Origin of the sequence: Microcoleus sp. Z1_A1 (assembly GCF_036700305.1) — a bacterium.
Lineage (GTDB): Bacteria > Cyanobacteriota > Cyanobacteriia > Cyanobacteriales > Microcoleaceae > Microcoleus.
In genome coordinates, this window is sequence record NZ_JAUBOR010000056.1 from 11,900 (window position 1) to 29,694 (window position 17,795).

The following is a 17,795-nucleotide window of genomic DNA, read 5'->3' on the forward strand; positions in this document are numbered from 1 at the left end:
TTCTTCCTTCTTCCTTCTACTTAATCTCTCTAAGCGTGAGAAGCTGTAGCAGTTTGAGCTTGCGGCTGCTTACCATCTGGCGCAAGGGATTCCCCTTCAATAAACGAGCGCAACATCCAAGCCATTTGCTCGTGCTGTTCCATCAAACCCGTCAAAAAGTCTGCGGTTCCGTCATCCTTAAACTCTTCACCGCACTGTTCTACGTGTTTGCGGAGATTGCGAATAATCAGTTCGTGGTCATCAACTAAACGCGCTACCATTTCCGTAGCCAAAGGCAAATCGCCGATATGTTCTTTAATCGAGCCATACTTCAGAAAACCCTCAGCAGTACCAATTGGATAGCCACCTAAAGTTCTCACCCGTTCAGCCATAGCATCGATATTTAGTGTTAACGCCTGATAGTGTTCTTCCCACAACTGGTGGAGCGATCGAAACTGCGGGCCCACTACATCCCAGTGATACTTTTTGGTTTTGATTAACAGCAGATAAGCATCTGCCAAGTCGTGATTCAATAGTTCGATAACGCCTGCACGTTGCTCGTCAGATAGACCTATGTTTAACTTACGCATTGAAAATTGTTCCTTCAAATCTAACTTTACTATTAGAACAAATTTCGCCCGTCACTTACATCAACCCAGAGGACGATCGAAGACGATCGCACTTTAGTAAAATATCTGCTTTTCAGGTTAAAGTAATTGCAATATTGATACCTTTAGATAGATGCACTCAAACTTATTGTTCCGAAGCGCCTTTGTTTGGCGATCACACCGATTGGGCGGCAGGTGAGTCCCCGCTCAATCCCGCTATATAAAAAGGCTGCACTCTGATTGTTAATAAAAATTAAGGAATTTATGCCGAAGGTAACGAACATCACACACACTTAATTGTGCGGGCGGGTTTAAATGACGGCATAACGGACTTGCAATTAAATATCACCCCATTATATCCTAGAAGGCTAGGAAACAGATTTTCGGACATGAGCGGTTCTGATCTGTGTGATTGGGATGCTACAAATGATATTGACTCAAACCCTTCAATCCACGTTCAAGGATGCTGCCAAGAAACAGACGGGCGATCGCCGTCGAAACTTTATGGCAAAAGTGGCGGAAGACCCAGATCAAATACAGCCGTGAAACCCTTTGTCCCATCTAGTAGACGCCGGGAGAAGTTGTGTGCTAGCTTCACCTTCAGGAACACTTGCTGCTGTGACCACCACACCACTAAGCCGAAGGTATCAACCGCAGTGCCGCGTTTTGGGCCCGCAGGTGCATGAAGGCTTTGTCAAACCAGACCCTCTGATGAACCATCGTTGCAGTGACAATTGTTGAAACCTGGTTTTTGGCGGATGGCGTGTCAGGACAGATTAAAAAAAAGCAGTCCTCAGCGTTTGCAGCGAGGAGGAGATCGAGGGCATTACAGTTTTTCCTATGTGGGGAATACGGGCTAAAGTAGCCGTAGGAAAGATTGATCCATACTTTTACTAACTGTGCTACTTTCATCAGAAATTTGGGTTTGAAACCCCGTCCTTCTAGGACGGCTTTACATGAATTTTTGTTAATACCTACCATTTCACCCAAGACGTGCTAGTATGTGAAATGGTGTACTTAAAATAAGTATGACACTAAAAGCCTTCAGCTATCGATTCTACCCAACGCCGGAACAAGAAAGTTTGTTGCGACGTACTTTGGGTTGTGTTCGTTTGGTCTACAACCGTGCTTTAGCCACAAGAACTGAAGCTTGGTACGAAGAACAGAAACGGGTAGGCTATGCTGAGACTTCTTCAATGTTAACCGAATGGAAGAAAACAGAAGAGTTGAATTTTCTCAATGAAGTTAGCTGTGTGCCATTGCAGCAATGTTTGAGACATTTACAAACGGCTTATACCAACTTTTTTGATGGGCGGGCCAAATATCCTAACTTCAAAAAGAAACGCAATGGTGGTAGTGCAGAATTTACCAAGTCAGCATTTAAGTTCAGAGATGGACAAGTCTACCTAGCAAAAAGCACACAAGCGTTACCAATTCGCTGGAGCCGGACACTACCTGATGGTGCAACACCATCAACCTTAAGCGTGAAGCTTGCACCATCAGGTAGGTGGTCAGTTTCTCTGTTGGTGAATGTTGAAATTGAAGCATTACCTCAGTCAGGCAGTCAAGTTGGTATCGACCTGGGAGTTACAAGCTTGCTCACTCTAAGCACTGGCGAAAAGATTGCCAATCCCAAAGGATTCAAGGCAAAATATCGCCAACTTAGAAAAGCGCAAAAATCTTTAAGTCGCAAGCAAAAAGGGTCAAACAACCGTCACAAAGCACGGCTTAAAGTAGCGAAAGTGCATCAAGAAATCACTGATGCAAGGAAAGATAGTCTTCACAAGTTAACAACGCGGTTGGTGTGTGAAAACCAAACCATCGCCGTAGAAGACTTAGCTGTGAAGAATATGGTTAAAAATCCCAAACTGGCCCTAGCTATAAGTGATGCAAGTTGGGGGGAATTAGTCGGACAACTTGAATACAAGTGTAAGTGGTACAGCCGTACTTTAATTAAGATCGATCGCTGGTTTCCGAGTTCTAAACGGTGTGGCAATTGCGGACACATCGTTGACAAGATGCCGTTAAATATCCGGGAATGGGATTGTCCTAATTGCGACACTCACCATGACCGAGATATTAATGCGGCAAAAAATATTTTGGCGGCAGGGCTTGCCGTGTCAGTCTGTGGAGCGACCGTAAGACCAGAACAGAGTAAATCTGTTAAGGCTGGTGCGAAATCCCCGTCAGGGACGGAAGCAGAAACCTAAGTCGTGAGTCTTAGGAATCCCCGTGCGTTTACGCCGGGGTGGATGTCAATGTTAGCTGTAAACCATCATGCGGGAAATCTGCCAGAGCGTGGAAACCATATTTGAACGGCTGTTAGACGAACTCAAAAAGTCCACTCGCGCGTCTGAGCAGAACTGCCAAGATGTAGCAGGGCGACTCGCAGCAGAAGTCAACAGGATATGCACTGAAAGCCAGCGGATTCAATCCTCTGGAGATATAGAAGGTTCAGCCCAGACCCTCGCTCAGCACCGCTTGCAACAATGCCTCCACTATTACAATTTAGGCTCCGGGCCCGGTAGAGTAGAATTGCACAGTACCCTCAGCGCGATCGTCTATCGCTACATCACCCCTCCGCAGGTGCAGTCTAGCTATCAGGCGCGAGTAGAACTGATCAAAGATTTTTTGCAAGGATTTTATCTGGAAGCTTTAAAGGCATTCCGGCGGGAAACCCAACTACCCGTCACCTACAGTCCCCGCACTCGCTTAGAACTAGCAGAGTACATGGCCTTTGTAGAGCGCTTCGGCAAGCGGCGCATTCCTTTACCTCGGAACCGCAGCCAGCAACTAATTATTTTACGGGCCCAAACCTTTTCCCAGCAGCAGCCGAAAGAAACCTCCGTAGATATGGAACAAGCCGCCGAGGGAGGGGCTTCAGATTCCGACCAAACTTGGAACGACACCTCGGTGTACTCAGTGCGGGAAGCGATGGCCGGACAGGGTTCGGCGGCAATTCGCCCCCAAGGCGACGAGTCAGAATCTCTGCGGCAAAACGTGATTGACGAATTAGTGGGTTACTTAAAAGAGCGCAATCAACAAGACTGCGCCGATTACTTCGTGCTGCGCTTGCAAGACTTGCCGACTAATGAAATAGAGTCGCTTCTGGGCATAACTCCCCGCCAAAGAGACTATTTACAGCAGCGCTTCAAGTACCATTTGCTCAGGTTCGCCATGTCGCACCGCTGGGAACTCGTTCACCAGTGGCTGGAAGCAGACTTAGATCGCAATTTGGGTTTGCTGCCTTCTCAGTGGCAGGCGTTTGGCGAGCAAATTGGCCCAGAGGGACAGCGTTTGCTAAAGTTGAAACAACAGGGTCTGTCAGAGTCAGCGATCGCCCAAACCCTGGGTAGCACGGTAGCCCAGGTACAGAAGCGGTGGTTTAAATTGCTGGAACTTGCGTGGGAATTGCGAAATCGTTCAGATTCCGGAGAAGGGGCATCTAGTGATGAATAACGAAACGAACAGGGATGCAGAGGCTTTCGATCGCCATTTTTTAGACTGGATATTGCAGGCGCCGATCGCGAATGCCTCTAGCGAAGATGAGGAAAACCTCAATCCATCCCCTCGCTCACAAGAGTGGGGCGACACAGAAGACAATTCCGGGGTGGAATACTGGGAATGGGACGAACCAGACCCGCTGGACTATCAAGTGGGGGCGCACAGCAATGCACCCGCACAACCGCTGACAATTGGAGAAATACCGACCGTGCAAGACCGTTTTCAGACCTTGTTAAAAGAAAGGCTTAGAGCCGAAATTGAATCTAACCCGCCGCTGTTCCCCTGGGAAACAGAATTCAAAAGCTACGACCACGATTACCCAGACGATGTAGCCCCGCAATGGGTTCCCCCCCTACACCTCTGGACTCCCCAACTACAAAATATCAGGTGGGGCCGCCTGCCAATTCCGATCGCCCAAGGGGTTTTTGCTCAACTGCTAGAACCTTGTCAGGAATTGGTAATGTCGTCGCTGCGGCAAGGATCGAAGTTAGTTCGCGCTGTAGATGGCTTATTTCCGGGCCAGTCTCAGGAACTCAACGAGTTAGCTGGTTTAGTGCTCCGAGGTTCTTTGCGGGGACTTCTAGATTTAGAAGATTTCCCGAATTACGAAGCAGCGAGTACCGATCAACAAATGGTGCTGTCGCTGTTGGCAGCCAAGGAAATCATTGAGTCTCTAACTCTCGATTGTCCTGTAAATCAGCCACCGGTTTCGCGGGAGTGGCTGACTGGTTTGGGTGCGCTGACTCTGGAGGCTCAATATCTGTCGAACCGCAACAGAGAACAGCCAATGCCGTGTTTAAGAGTTGAGTGCCAATTTCCGGGGGCAGGAAGTTTGGAACTCAAGGGAGGAGATGCCGAAGCAACTGCACATCGTCCGAATTCCGGGCATTTAAGTGTGGAGTTGTTTGACCCGCAACCTAACAAGACTTATGCTCTAGAAGTTCGATTCCAAAACTTCGATACCAGACCTTTGATGTTTGCTATTCGTCCAATTTGGACAGGACAAGATAGCAACTAGAAAGGTATAATTAGAGTAAAGAATTTAGCTTTTTACTCTGTGGTTTGACCTCACACAAAACAGATGCAATCCCTCGACTTCGGTCGTAGAAAGCAAAAAAAAATTAGATATTAGTTCAAGCCCTCAGATTCATCTGTGGAGTAAATCTAAAATCTAATGACAGAGGAATAAGATTTGGAGATTAGTTAAAACCCAGATTAATCTGTGGATTCAATCTAAAATCCAAAATCTAAAATGGTTTGACCGAGAAATAAGGTTTAGATATTAGTTAAAACCCAGATTAATCTGTGGGTTCAATCTAAAATCTAAAATCTAAAATGGTTTGACCGAGAAATAAGGTTTAGATATTAGGTAAAATCCAGATTTATCTGTGGATTCAATCTAAAATCTAAAATCTAAAATCTAAAATAGTTGGATGGGTGCACATGACAACTGATAACCTGCGAAATATACCTGTGTTGGGTAAGCTGTGGGAGCAGATTGAGGCCATGCCTCCGCCGGTGATTGAGGATTCTTTGCTGCTGCGAATCCTAGTTCAGTTGTTGGTAATTGTGGGGATTGTAGCTACTGACGTTGCTGCTGAAGAAGCCCTGAACCTGTGGGCTGTGCCTGTTAGTATTGTGGGAGCAACTTGGAGTTGGTACCGCCGCCGCGATCGCAATGTAGCTGCTAAGTTCTGCATAGCTATTGGAATGCTGGTGGCGCTGTTCGCTTTTTTTAGCCGCTTGGTGGGAGAATTGAATGATACGCGGTTAGTTTTGGCGCAACTGTTAATCCAACTTCAAGTGCTGCACAGTTTCGATTTGCCCCGCCGCAAGGATTTGGGCTATTCGATGGTAATCGGGCTAATTTTGTTAGGGGTAGCAGCGACTCTCAGCCAAACCTTGACTTTTGCGCCGCTATTGTTGGTGTTTTTGGCTTTAGCGCTTCCGACTTTGGTTTTGGATTATCGATCGCGCTTGGGATTTTTGAAGCCAGAAGCCATTGGCGAAAAAGCACAAGGTAAAGGGAAAAATGATAGCCTGTCGCTATTTGCGGCTACTTTATCCCCAAAGTATTTTGCTTGGCTGCTACTGATAACTGTCGGGTTGGGGCTGACTATTTTTGCGTTTTTGCCACGCCTCCCTGGCTATCAGTTGCGGACTTTTCCGGTGAGTGCTCCTATTGAATATCAGGGGGAGTTTGACGAGCGCAGCATTCTGAATCCAGGGTATGTTAGAGGGGGAAATGAAAAAGGAACTGGCGGAGGAACGGGGAGAAACCCAGACTCTGGGCCAGGAGAGGTAGACTCTACTTTTTATTACGGTTTCAACCAGCGCATCAATCAAAATTTGCGGGGGGAAATGAAACCAGAAGTGGTGATGCGGGTGCGATCGCAGGCTGCGGGTTTTTGGCGAGTATTAGGCTTTGACAAATACACCGGTCAGGGTTGGGAAATTTCTCGCAACGAACAAGCTCAAAAGCTTACTCGGCCTAGGTGGTCTTATCAATTTTATCTGAATCCTTTTCCCAATGCGCCTCGGACTCAAGAGGTGATTCAAAGTTATACTATTGTCGCTCAGTTGCCGAATTTGATTCCAGCTTTAAACAAGCCGAAGGAGCTTTATTTTCCTAGTCCAGAGGTGGCGATTGATGCGGAGGGGGGTTTGCGATCGCCTGCGGCATTGGGAGAGGGTGTGACTTATACGGTGATTTCTAATGTGCCTTTTCGCGATCGCTCTTTGTTAGGTAAAACTGGTACTGATTACCCGAAAAATATTCGCAAGTTTTATTTGGATGTACCCCCGGAAATTGCCAAAAAGGTGCGAGAAAAAACTGAAGAAATCTTGGCGGCAAGAACTAGAGTATCTCAGTCGGAAAGACCGATAGATTCTCCTTACGAAAAAGCTTTGTATTTGGCTCAATATTTAAAGCAAAATCCGAATTACAAAATAGAAAAAGCTTTGCCTTACTTAGAAGAAGGTGAAGATTTAGTCCAGGCTTTTCTGTTTGGCTACAAAAACACCCAGGGCGGCAAAAAAGTTACAGGGGGATATCCAGACCACTTTTCGACGGTACTGACAATTATGCTGAGATCGATCGGGATTCCGGCGCGACTGGCGGGCGGCTTCGATACGGGGGAATTTAACCCGTTTACTGGTTACTACGTTGTGAAAAATACCGACGCTTTTTTGATGACGGAGGTATATTTTCCCAATCACGGCTGGTTTGGTTTTAATCCGATTCCCGGTTATCCGCTGATTCCGGCTTCGGTGGAAGACAACCAGACTTTTAGTGCGCTGGAATCGTTTTGGAAGTGGATCGCGGGTTGGCTACCGACTCCTCTCAGAAGCGGGCTGGATTCAGTTATAGGTTTTCTAATTGGCTGGATAACTTTGATTGTGGGCTGGTTTCTGGGACAGTTTGCTAGGGGTTGGGTGGGGTTATTTACTGGTTTGATTGCTGCGATCGCCTTTGGCTTTATTGGCTGGTTAATTTGGCAACTGTGGCGCAAGTGGCGCCACCGCCGCTGGCTGGCGAAGTTGCCGCCGGTGGAGGGGGTTTATCAGGAAATGTTGAAGGATTTGGCGAGTAGGGGTTTTGCCAAGCAGAAAGCTCAAACGCCTTTGGAGTATGCTGAGGCTATGCGCGGTAATCATGCAACTGATGAAGCTGAGGTGATTGATGAAGTTTCGCAAGCTTACGTGCGCTGGAAGTATGGCGGCGAAGCGGGTAATTTGAACCAGTTGCGGCAGTTGGTGGAAAATTTGAGGCGATCGCACTTGAAGAAACTCAAAAAGTTAAGATAAAAATCGGCGAGGGAAATTGCTTCTCCACAAATAGGAGTTACGGAGAAAAACCCAAGAAACCGGGTTTTTCCGGTTTCTACGGCTGCATGGCGTCTTCTGGGCAAAAACCCGGTTTCTGGCCACCCGCGCATCATCTGATTGCGATCGCAAAATTTCACTCTTAATACAGCCTCACGCTTTCAATCATCGGTTTGATGAGCAACAATGAGGCGATCGATTTCTTGGTGGTGGCGATCGTAATAAGCTGTGGAGCATTTAAACCAGTAACGAGGCTAGTAGGGTGCGTCAGCTAGAACCCTTACGCTGAAACGGAAAACCTTAGATGCTGACGCACCTTACGCAAGCCCTTTAAATGCCGAACAGCTTAACGCCAAGCATTCTCTAGATCGCGATCGGAGTGTGGATTTATGTTAAGGGGAGATGAATGATTCGGTCTTGGTATTCGTTATCAAACGAACCATCAACAATCAAAATCAATTCCTCAATATTTTGCCCAATACTTAAATCCTGATTCAAAACGAAAATCCCTGGAATATGACAACCTTTAGCCAGATGATCTACCAAATGCACGGGCATTGACTTGCGATTATTTGTCACCAAAATAAAGCTATGCTCCTCACACCACACCAAAATCTCCGGATCGAGGGTGCTTTTTGGGGGTGTACCAATTTCACCCACTGCCCAAACTACTAAATCGGGGCGTTTCCGGCGAAGCTGTGTAGCATAAATGGGCGTAACATTCTCATCCATCAAATATTTAAGTGCCATTCCTCAAGCACCCTGGATCGCGGTTTGCCTTTCCCGTTCAGCTTTCAATTTTCGCAATCTTTCTGCTGCAGGATGGGGATTTGCTGCTTGCATTTTTCGCTGCTGATGCGACCACTCCAACCAATCTTGCAAATATCTACTTACTGATTCTTGATTTTGTAAATAATACAAAATAGTCGTATAAACTTCTGCTAAACTGAGAGAGGGATAGAGTTGCTGAATTTCTTCTGGGGTGCGTTCCCGATAAATATACTCATACAGTACCGTCTCAATCCCGATGCGATGTCCTTTAATACGAATATCATCCGGTGCTAAGAAATCAAAATACTCATTAAGTCCCATATCTAAACTTCCTGTTTTAGCCATCTACTATTCTACTCGTGATCGGGAATCCCTTGATTCGCCCGATCGGCATCATCAGAAGTTAAAACATCACAGTCAAGGGTACGCAAATGCTCGAACATTGCGATGATCGCACAGAGTGTTTGAATCGACCGCCTTACTCGCAAGAGTCAGCGAAACATGAGCAAAAAACGGGATTCTTGGTTGCATGAACCTCCAACCCTTGATTTATAAAGTATTAGATAGTATGCGGATAAAAGGACTTGAACCTTCACTCCTCTCGGAACCAGAACCTAAATCTGGCGCGTCTGCCAATTCCGCCATATCCGCATTTTGACATTTAAATACTATAGCACACAACAGAGCGATCGGTCAAGCGATTTTAGATTTTAGATTTTGGATTTTAGATTGAATACGGCGACCTACTGATAAATCCGCAGGCTGATGACCCCATAGCTCGATCGCCCAACATCGATTTTAGATTTGAGATTTTAGATTTTAGATTGAAGAAAGCGACCCACTGATAAATCCGCAGGCTGATGACCAAATTGCTCGATCGCTCAACATCGAGAAACCCGGTCATTTTGGGACACCGGGTTCAATCATGAGTTATCGCCACAGCAATTTTCCGTATTTTTCACTCGTCGCTTACTTTTGGCCCAGCGCCTTCCAGGTTGTGTCGTCCACCATGCCGCTAGCGGTCAAACCCTTATTCTCCTGAAAGCTCTTGACAGCCGTAGCAGTGCGAGCGCCAAAAATGCCGTCGATCGGGCCCGGATCGTAACCCTGCATTTCCAAACGCACCTGTAGCGTCTTCACCTTGGAACCGACAGCGCCTTTATTCAGAAGAGTTGGAGGATTGCCGGCAACAGCAGCATTGCTCAGAGTTGGAGCATTGCTCTGCACAGTTTCAGAAGCTGATGCCGGATCTGCTGCTAAAGCTGTCCAAGTTTCTTTATCCACAATGCCATCTGCGTTCAAACCCTTAGACTGCTGAAAAGCACGAACCGCCGATGTAGTGCGAGAGCCATAGGTACCGTCGATCGTCCCCACCTTGAAACTGTGCACCTGCAACCGTTGCTGTATGGCTGCAACTTCTGGCCCGTCAGCACCCGCCGAGATAGTTTTTTCCTTTCTGACTGGCGCCTGCTCGCCCGCGTAAAAAGGCTTGTTAAACATATCTGCTTTGGACTTTCCCTCCGGCGATGCTGACGCACCCGGCTCGGCGGGAGCCGTAAAGTCTCTGCGGTACTCTTCCTGCACCAAGGGTTCGGAGTCAAAAGCAGCAATTGCCTTTCGGGTTAAGCCGGGAGCGAGCAGAGCAATCAAGCTGAAAATCGTAACAGTAGTCACACGCATAAATTTCATCCTGTTAGTGAGGTTTGACAAGGTTTCGCTGTTTTCATGTTTCTAAATCTAATTGTATTACCCGGACAGCTTTCTGAGACATATAGCAGAAGCAAGAAGGAAGAATGCCCTTCGACTTCGCGATCGAGTAACAAGAAGTCCGAGAGAAGGGGTAATAGACCGCATTGGTTTGAGCCATTAAGAAAGTTCTAAGCGTCTGTCGCGGTTGCTATATCTGCCCCGGTTTCTAGAATTTCGGCAATGGGGACACCAGCACTCAGAAGTTGCGAGTTGGAAGTTACCTGTTAGAAGTAGGAGCCGGTTCGCACTATTCCTAATAAAGCCGATTGATTCCGAGATGTTTCGTTACCAAAGCCCATATTTTCGTATAAACCACATCTTTTAGCCTCAGTCTTATGGTACAAAGTCGGCAGTCATTCACAAATCTTGACAGGCGTATTTTGTACAAAGTTGATCTATGAAAGGCGAAGTTTTTTCCTTTAATCTCCCCGTAATATCAATTTCGGTTGTATCTGAGATGTTGCACCATTCTCAATTACTTGCTTAGGAACAGGCTTTTCGGCCTGTTCCACAATAAAATTCATCTCTTGTGGAACAGGCCGAAAAGCCTGTTTTTGAGAATAGTACAACATCTCAGTTGTATCGGAATTATTAAACCCCTCTTGACGCAGAGGATACAGAGAAAGGGAAGAGAGAGAGGAATAATTCCGATACCAACGGATTTGATATAAAAAGCAAAACTCGCGACTTATCGGTTAGCGTGTTCTGCCAATAAAGCCTTCGCTTTCGGCTTGTAAATGAGATAAAACAGCGATTCTATGTAACGGAGCATATCTTCGCGGTTTTCCTTGGACGAGTAGTTCCAGAAACCGTAAGTCCGCGCCAGCGTCAGCAGCTTGGTAGTGTGAATTTTCCAGGTATAGGTGCTGTAAACTCGGTCAATTCCTCGCGTTGAAATTTTATACCAATAGTTGGGATTGTGTTCGCATTTCGATAAAAAGTCGAGAATTTTTTGGGCAGTCTCCTGGTGGTTGGTCGGGTTGATATAAAACCCATTTACGCCATCTTGAATGATTTCCAGCGGGCCGCCAAACTGCGTCCCGAAAGTGGGAATCCCGGTAATCATTGCTTCGAGAATTGTCAAGCCGAAAGCTTCAAATAATGCTGGCTGAACAAATATACCTTGGGTGTCGGCGATTACCCGGTAGATTTCGCCGGACAGGCTTTTGGAAAGCCTCACTCCCAGCCAGCGAATTTTACCGTGAAGGTTGTATTGGTCGATAATTGCGTAGAGTTTTTTAATTTCTTCTGCTTCTTCGTAGTCTTCGGTTTCTTCGACCCGCAGTTTGCCAGCTACTAGAATTAAGTTGCATTTTTCTTGCAATTCCTGGCTTTTTCCGAACAATTCTGCTAAGCCGGTCAGGTTTTTAATGCGATCGAGCCGGGCCATCGAAAATAAAGGGCGCTTTTGCGGGTCATCGAGTTTTCCAAAGACCTGTTCCGGGTATTCTAGAGTAAACAGCAGTTCGCCCGGCCGATCGCGATCGCCTTGCACCCGGTCTTCTATCCGCGTGTAGGGAAAGTAGACACTTTCGTTGACTCCCGGCGGCACTACGTTGAATTTAGGGAAGATTGATAAAACTGTTCGGGCTTTTCCTATTTGGTGCAGTAGGCAACAAAAGTGTTAACTATATCGTTTCGCAGCAAATATTTGTTGCCCAAAGCGCGTCAATTGCTGGCAAACTGAGGCAAGTCGGATTTTTTGTCGCTGGCCATAACAGCCTGAAACAGTTCTGATATAGGTAGCCGCTTAATTTTATATCTTCTTTGAGATTCGCTCTAAGGGGGGGCGATACAAGTTAGTATCGCCTGTTTTTTTTAGGTAATTTAAAAGCCTGCAATTTTACATTGCTATCCCTCAAATGACATAAAATTCCCCGTATTTGTGGCGAATGTAGCGGATAAAGGGATCGATAGTTAAAGGTGAACCGGTAACGCGATCGATCAATTCGACAGCGGTGTATTTACGGCCGTGCTGGTAGATGTTTTGTTTTAGCCAGTTGTGGAGTACGCTAAAATTGCCCCGTTCTATTTCTACGGGAATTTCAGGATTGAGTTTTACTGCTGTTTCGTAGAATTGGGCGCTCATCAAGTTGCCGAGGGTGTAACCTTGGAACATTCCGCCGATCGTACCAACATACCAGTGAACATCTTGCATCGCGCCTTCGCTGTCTGTGGCGGGGACAACGCCGATGTCGGTTCTATAGCGTTCGTTCCAGGCTTCAGGGAGGTCTCGGACTGCTAGTTTTCCCTCTACCATTGCCAATTCTAGGTCAAAGCGGATGGCGACGTGGAGGTTGTAGGTTACTTCGTCGGCATCGGTGCGGATGAGCGATCGCGAGACTTTGTTAATGGCCCGGTAAAATGCGTCAGTGGATACGTGTCCCAACTGTCGCAAAAATATGCCTTGGAGTTGCGGGTAGAAACATTCCCAAAAACCGCGGCTGCGCCCGACCATATTTTCCCAAAGTCGCGATTGACTTTCGTGGACGCCGGAGGAAATGCCACCTGCCAGAAGGGTACCTTCAAATTCCGGGGAATTTCCGAGTTCGTAGAGGGCGTGTCCGGCTTCGTGGATGCTGCTGAACAAAGCTTGATCCAAGTGGTCTTCATAGACGCGGGTGGTAATTCGCACGTCGTCTATGGAGAAGTTGGTCATGAACGGGTGCAGGGTGGTGTCTTGCCGTCCCCGTTGGAAGTCGTACCCCATGCGTTCTACGACTTTACGAGTGAATTCTAGTTGCTGGGATTCTGGGAAGTCTTGGTGCAAGCAGGAGTCGTCGGCGGGAGGTTGCGAGGTGATGGCTTCGACTATCGGCACTAATTCTTGACGCAGTTTGGCGAAAAGCGGGCGCAACAGCGATACTTTCATGCCGTAGTCGCTACGATCGATCAAAGGATCGGCAATGTGTTCGTAGCCGGGAAAAAAATCGGCGTATTGCCTGCTTAATTCTAGGGTTTTTTCGAGATACGGCTCAACGGCTGCGAAGTTGTTGGCTGCCCTGGCCGCGGCCCAAGCTTCGTAGCAGTCGGCTTGGTGGCGGCAGAGTGCGGACATGAAGGTTGCGGGGACTCTGGAGGCGCGATCGTAGTCTCTGCGGGCGATGCGGATCAGGCTGGCTGCGGTGGAGTCGTAGGGCAGGGTTTGTTCGTAGAAACGCAAGTCTTCTAGGAGTTCACCTATTTTTGGATCTGTAAATTTTTCGTGGGATATTTGTTTGAGAGTAGCCAACTGGCGGCCTCTGGCATTTGCACCTTTGGCCGGCATATAAGTTGATTGATCCCAATGCAGCAGCGACGAGGCTGATTCGATGTCGTTAACTTCTCTGAGGTGGGCTGCCAGTTGAGCGAATTTTGCTTGAGTTTTGTCTAGGGTTTGCATGATGGGGGTTTATGGTGCTGTTTTGCCTACAAAGGTTGCAGTGCGGCATCCGTATCCATCAATCATAGCTACCCTGAAATCAAGCTAAAAACCGCACTTCTTCCCGTATTGTACGCAATTTAGAGTCATTTTTGCACAATTTCCGGTATTTATGCGGATTGAGTTCGATCGCCTTGGATAAGTTTTCGATCGCCAGCCGGATGCTGGTAGCTACAAGTTCGGGGCTGTTTGTGAGCTCGCCTGCTTCTTTTTCCATGGCGTAAATGCAAGCTTTTTGATAGTAAAGGTTTGGATCGTCGGGTGTGAGTGCGATGATTTTATCGTAGGAGGCGATCGCTTCGGCAAATCGTTGAATTTTTTTGAGGGCGATGGCGCGGTTGTACCAGGCTTCGGTGTTGTCTGGCTGCAACTCTACGGTTTTGTCCCAAGAGGCGACTGCTTCATCAAAGCGTTGTAAGTTGGCGAAGGCTAAGCCACGGTTGTAAAAGGTTTCGCTGTCGTTTGGGTGGAGTGCGATGGCTTTGTCCCAGGATGCGATCGCTGATTCAAATTGTCCCATTTGTGCGATCGCCGTGCCGCGTTTGTTCCAGGCTTCGGCGGAATTCGGCCGCAGTTGCAGGGTTTTGTCGTAGGAGGCGACGGCTTCCGGGTAGAGTTTTTCATCGGCTAGGGCTAAGCCGCGGTTGTACCAGGCTTGAGGCAAGTTTGGTTTAAGTTCGATCGCTTTGTCGTAAGAGGCGATCGCGGCTTTATTTTGGTCGGATTTTCTCAGGGCAAATGCTTTGTTGTACCAAGCTTCGCAGTAGTCTGGTTTGATTGCTATAGCTTTCTCGTAGGATGCGATCGCTTCTGATAATTTTTCTAAGCTGACGAGGGTGTTGCCGCGGTTCGTCCAAGCTTCGGGGTAGCTGGGCTTGACTTGGATCGCCTTTTCGTAGGATGCGATCGCTTCTGAGAGTCTATTGAGCTTCCGCAAAACGTTGGCTCGATTGTACCACGCTTGGGGATTGTTTGGTTTGATTTTTAGGGATTGGTTGTAGGCTGCGATCGCTTCTTCTAGCTGGCCCAATTTTTTGAGGGCTACGCCTTGGTTGTACCAGGCTTCATAAAATGTTGGTTCAAGTTCGATCGCTTCTTCCCAGGATTCGATCGCAGCTTGAAAGCGTCCCATTGCTTCTAGGGCGTTGCCGCGTTCGTACCAGGTTTGAGCCTTTTGGGTGTTGACTGCTATGGATTTTTCCCCTGAGTCGATCGGCTTTTCTATGCTGGCTAATTTTTGCAAGGGGTTTCACCTCATTATTTTCTGTCTAATTGATTCTTTTCTTTTTTATATGCGATCTTTTTCGCCTTTGAGTGCTTTCGATCGATCCTATTTGGTTATTTATGGCAATTTTACAGGAATTTGGGGACTTTTTCAATTTTTTTTATTATAATTCTAGAGCTGGGATTGGTAGGTATAGATTAATACTATTTTTTTGAGCTGACCGAAACCATCCAGGATACAAGGCCCCGAATTTATCCGTGGGGTCAATGCTAAAATCTAAAATCTAAAATCTAAAATCCAAAATCGATTGACTGCGTAGAAAAGAGGAAAGGGCGATCGGGCTGACAGGATTACGTTAAAACCACAAATAACCGCGATCGCCACAAACGACATTTTTCAAACAAACCGGGCTTCTGAGCATTTATTCGGGGTTAAATGCTATCTGGATCGATGTTCAATTCGCGCAATTTAGCTGCTAAACGTTGAGCAATTTGATTGGCTTGTTCGGCCCTTTGATCTGCTTGTTCGGCTCTTTGATTGGCTTGTTCGGCTCTTTGATTGGCTTGTTCGGCTCTTTGAGACTCTTGTTGTAGGCGCTGACGATCTAATAACCTCTCTTCTTCTAATTCCGCATAGGAAAGAAACTTTTCTCCATTAGGTCGATAAATTTCTAACCCATCTTCTACCAACTCAAATCGCACACCTAATCTCGGACTAATCCATCCCTCCATAGGCTCAATAACTTCTAAATCTCTCTCAATTCTTTGCCAACCTTCCAGTTCATTTATTTGTGGATCGTAAAGGTAATACTCCTCAACCCCATGACGCTGGTAAAATGAAAGTTTTTTATTCATTTTAGTATTGCTGTCGTTGTGGGAGCGAATCTCAAAGACGACTTGAGGGCCAATATTATCCTCTCGATGTTGTATGTAGGAAGGGCGATCGCCCTTTGGCCTCCCAAATATCACCATCGTATCAGGTGCTTGAGAAATTTCAGGTTTCCCCTCAACGGGATACCACAGTAAATCGGCGGCTACAAAAACGTTTGGGTCATCTCTAAACAGCGATTCGCAACCTTCTTTGATTTTGACAATTAATTCGTATTGAATTGTGCTTTCTGCCATTGGTTGACCGTCGCTGGAAGGATAAATGATTTCTGCGGTTGTGACTTGCATAGTAGTTGTCTCCGAGAAGTATCTAATTCAGGACTTACGCATGGGTGGCCAGAAACCGGGTTTTTTACAACAATAGTTCGTTACAACTCACAGATTCGGTAAAAACCCGGTTTCTTTTGTCAGAGTCTATAAGTCGTTTAAGTTTAATTGTCACCTATCGGCCATCACAGACTTAGAAAATCGCATAGTTTTTGTGCAATTTGAGCCTGTGTATTTAATGATAATTCACCTAACTCACGCTGAACAACCACTGTAGAAACAGTTACCAGTTGATGCAGCCTGATAGTAGATGGCACCCGCAGTCCCGAAGCCTGAAAGTCGGGATGAGAAGCTTCTAATACGATATCTGTTTCCAGTATATTTGTGGGCAAGCGACTTGTAATATAAGCAAGAATAACATGGCGTCGCGCTCCCAAAGGGTTAGTCAAGCAAGCTACAGGACGCAGTTTGTTTGCCGATAAATCATCATAGGGAAACGGTACTAGGAAAATCTTACCCTTGGTCATGGAATGGTTTACCGTCAGCTATAGTATAAATGTCTTCTTCTGGGTCTAGGATCGAACCAAAATCAGGCTCGATTGCTACTGTTTTAATCCATTCAGGGTCGTGGAAGGGCAAGCCATCAGCTAAAGTGTAGATATCTTCCACTGAGTCTCTCAGAGAATCAAAGGCTGGATTTGCGATCGCAGCTTTTAGCCATTGATATTCTTCGAGTTTTGCTTTGTCAATTAGGGCAGCTTCTAGTGCTTCCAGTCGCTTTAGGTCAGCATAAGTAATGATAGCAGCGATCGCTCTTCCTTCCTGTTCTATGACAATTCGTTCTCCAGTATCCTCAACGCGGGCGATGAGTTCGGGAAATCTGTCATTAGTTACAGTTACATTTAGTTTAGTCATCTTTTACCTCACTATTAATTATCCATCATATCGCGTCTGCTAGCTTCATTGAATAGTGTTTTTGATGCTGTAGGGGCGGGTTCGCCAACAATTTCTGCCAATAACTAACAATCTCAAAAACCCGCCCCCACTTGGGCGGCAAATCCCTATCCTTGAATCAAGGCTTGAAACCGAATATCAGATCGAATGCTGTCAAAATCCGAGTCAGTTTTTGCCATCTCTCGGTATTCGTCAGGATTCAGATCGATCGCACGCTGCAAATTCTGAATTACTTGGTAAATTTGACTGCGTAACCCATAACAGCAAGCTTTATTATAAAATGCTTGGTGATCATCTGGTTTGAATTTTAAGGCTTTGTCGTAGGAGGCGATCGCATCTTCAAGCCTGCCTAAATTACCCAGTGCACAGCCCCGATTGTACCAGGCTTCGTGGTCATCTGGTTTGAATTTTAAGGCTTTGTCGTAGGAGGCTATCGCATCTTCCAACCTGCCTAAATTATACAGTGCATAGCCCCGATTGTTCCAGGCTTCGTGATTATCTGGTTTAATTTCTAAGGCTTTGTCGTAAGAGGCGATCGCCTCTTCTAGCCAGCCTAAATTATACAGTGCAACTCCCCGATTGAACCAGGCTTCGCGATAATCTGG

The 17,795-nt window shown here is 46.5% G+C and carries 16 protein-coding genes and 1 tRNA gene; 5 read left to right on the forward strand and 12 right to left on the reverse strand.

Going from position 1 to position 17,795, the window contains the following annotated elements:
• Positions 1–29: 29 nt before the first annotated feature.
• Entirely contained in the window at positions 30–569 is a 540-nt protein-coding gene (locus QT973_RS24055; protein WP_333053253.1) for a Dps family protein, read from the reverse strand.
• 407 nt (positions 570–976) lie between these two features.
• Between QT973_RS24055 and QT973_RS24060 the strand changes: the two genes are divergently transcribed.
• The 5 genes from QT973_RS24060 (at position 977) to QT973_RS24080 (ending at position 7,898) form a co-directional block, all read left to right on the forward strand.
• On the forward strand, positions 977–1,273 hold the full coding sequence (locus QT973_RS24060; RefSeq protein WP_333053251.1) for a hypothetical protein: 297 nt from the start codon (positions 977–979) through the stop codon (positions 1,271–1,273).
• Positions 1,274–1,615: 342 nt separating this feature from the next.
• A complete protein-coding gene (locus tag QT973_RS24065) occupies positions 1,616–2,797 on the forward strand; it encodes an RNA-guided endonuclease TnpB family protein (RefSeq protein WP_333053250.1) in 1,182 nt (393 codons plus the stop codon).
• A 67-nt stretch (positions 2,798–2,864) separates the two neighbouring features.
• Positions 2,865–4,046, forward strand: coding sequence for a heterocyst differentiation protein HetZ (gene hetZ, locus QT973_RS24070; protein ID WP_333053249.1), 1,182 nt, complete (start codon positions 2,865–2,867; stop codon positions 4,044–4,046).
• Positions 4,039–5,109, forward strand: a complete 1,071-nt coding sequence (locus QT973_RS24075) for a hypothetical protein (RefSeq protein WP_333053248.1) — start codon at positions 4,039–4,041, stop codon at positions 5,107–5,109. Before hetZ ends, QT973_RS24075 begins: the two co-directional genes overlap by 8 nt.
• 425 nt (positions 5,110–5,534) lie before the next feature.
• Positions 5,535–7,898: a DUF3488 and DUF4129 domain-containing transglutaminase family protein gene (locus tag QT973_RS24080; RefSeq protein WP_333392348.1), complete on the forward strand. Its 2,364-nt coding sequence runs from the start codon at positions 5,535–5,537 to the stop codon at positions 7,896–7,898.
• A gap of 405 nt (positions 7,899–8,303) precedes the next feature.
• On the opposite strand, the gene QT973_RS24085 is transcribed toward QT973_RS24080, so the two are convergent.
• The 11 genes from QT973_RS24085 to QT973_RS24135 all read right to left on the reverse strand — a co-directional run.
• A complete protein-coding gene (locus QT973_RS24085) occupies positions 8,304–8,666 on the reverse strand; it encodes a DUF5615 family PIN-like protein (RefSeq protein WP_333053246.1) in 363 nt (120 codons plus the stop codon).
• A 3-nt stretch (positions 8,667–8,669) separates the two neighbouring features.
• Positions 8,670–9,032 (reverse strand): DUF433 domain-containing protein, encoded by a 363-nt coding sequence (locus tag QT973_RS24090; protein ID WP_445243027.1) that lies wholly within the window; start codon positions 9,030–9,032, stop codon positions 8,670–8,672.
• Between the two features lie 224 nt (positions 9,033–9,256).
• Positions 9,257–9,338: transfer RNA gene (locus QT973_RS24095), tRNA-Leu, on the reverse strand.
• A 318-nt stretch (positions 9,339–9,656) separates the two neighbouring features.
• On the reverse strand, positions 9,657–10,367 hold the full coding sequence (locus QT973_RS24100; RefSeq protein ID WP_333312985.1) for a peptidoglycan-binding protein: 711 nt from the start codon (positions 10,365–10,367) through the stop codon (positions 9,657–9,659).
• A gap of 757 nt (positions 10,368–11,124) precedes the next feature.
• Complete coding sequence (locus QT973_RS24105; protein ID WP_445251904.1) at positions 11,125–12,045, reverse strand: glycosyltransferase; 921 nt, start codon at positions 12,043–12,045, stop codon at positions 11,125–11,127.
• A gap of 249 nt (positions 12,046–12,294) precedes the next feature.
• Positions 12,295–13,818, reverse strand: a complete 1,524-nt coding sequence (locus tag QT973_RS24110; RefSeq protein ID WP_333053243.1) for a carboxypeptidase M32 — start codon at positions 13,816–13,818, stop codon at positions 12,295–12,297.
• 79 nt (positions 13,819–13,897) lie between these two features.
• Positions 13,898–15,100: a tetratricopeptide repeat protein gene (locus QT973_RS24115; RefSeq protein WP_333208325.1), complete on the reverse strand. Its 1,203-nt coding sequence runs from the start codon at positions 15,098–15,100 to the stop codon at positions 13,898–13,900.
• 413 nt (positions 15,101–15,513) lie between these two features.
• Positions 15,514–16,257 carry a Uma2 family endonuclease gene (locus tag QT973_RS24120; protein ID WP_333392351.1) on the reverse strand — a complete coding sequence of 248 codons (744 nt, stop codon included), beginning with the start codon at positions 16,255–16,257 and terminating at the stop codon, positions 15,514–15,516.
• A gap of 164 nt (positions 16,258–16,421) precedes the next feature.
• Positions 16,422–16,763 carry a type II toxin-antitoxin system PemK/MazF family toxin gene (locus tag QT973_RS24125; protein WP_333392353.1) on the reverse strand — a complete coding sequence of 114 codons (342 nt, stop codon included), beginning with the start codon at positions 16,761–16,763 and terminating at the stop codon, positions 16,422–16,424.
• Positions 16,750–17,151, reverse strand: coding sequence for a type II toxin-antitoxin system Phd/YefM family antitoxin (locus tag QT973_RS24130; protein ID WP_333392356.1), 402 nt, complete (start codon positions 17,149–17,151; stop codon positions 16,750–16,752). Before QT973_RS24130 ends, QT973_RS24125 begins: the two co-directional genes overlap by 14 nt.
• A 146-nt stretch (positions 17,152–17,297) precedes the next feature.
• A partial coding sequence (locus tag QT973_RS24135; protein ID WP_333392358.1) for a tetratricopeptide repeat protein occupies positions 17,298–17,795 on the reverse strand: 498 nt, incomplete at its 5' end.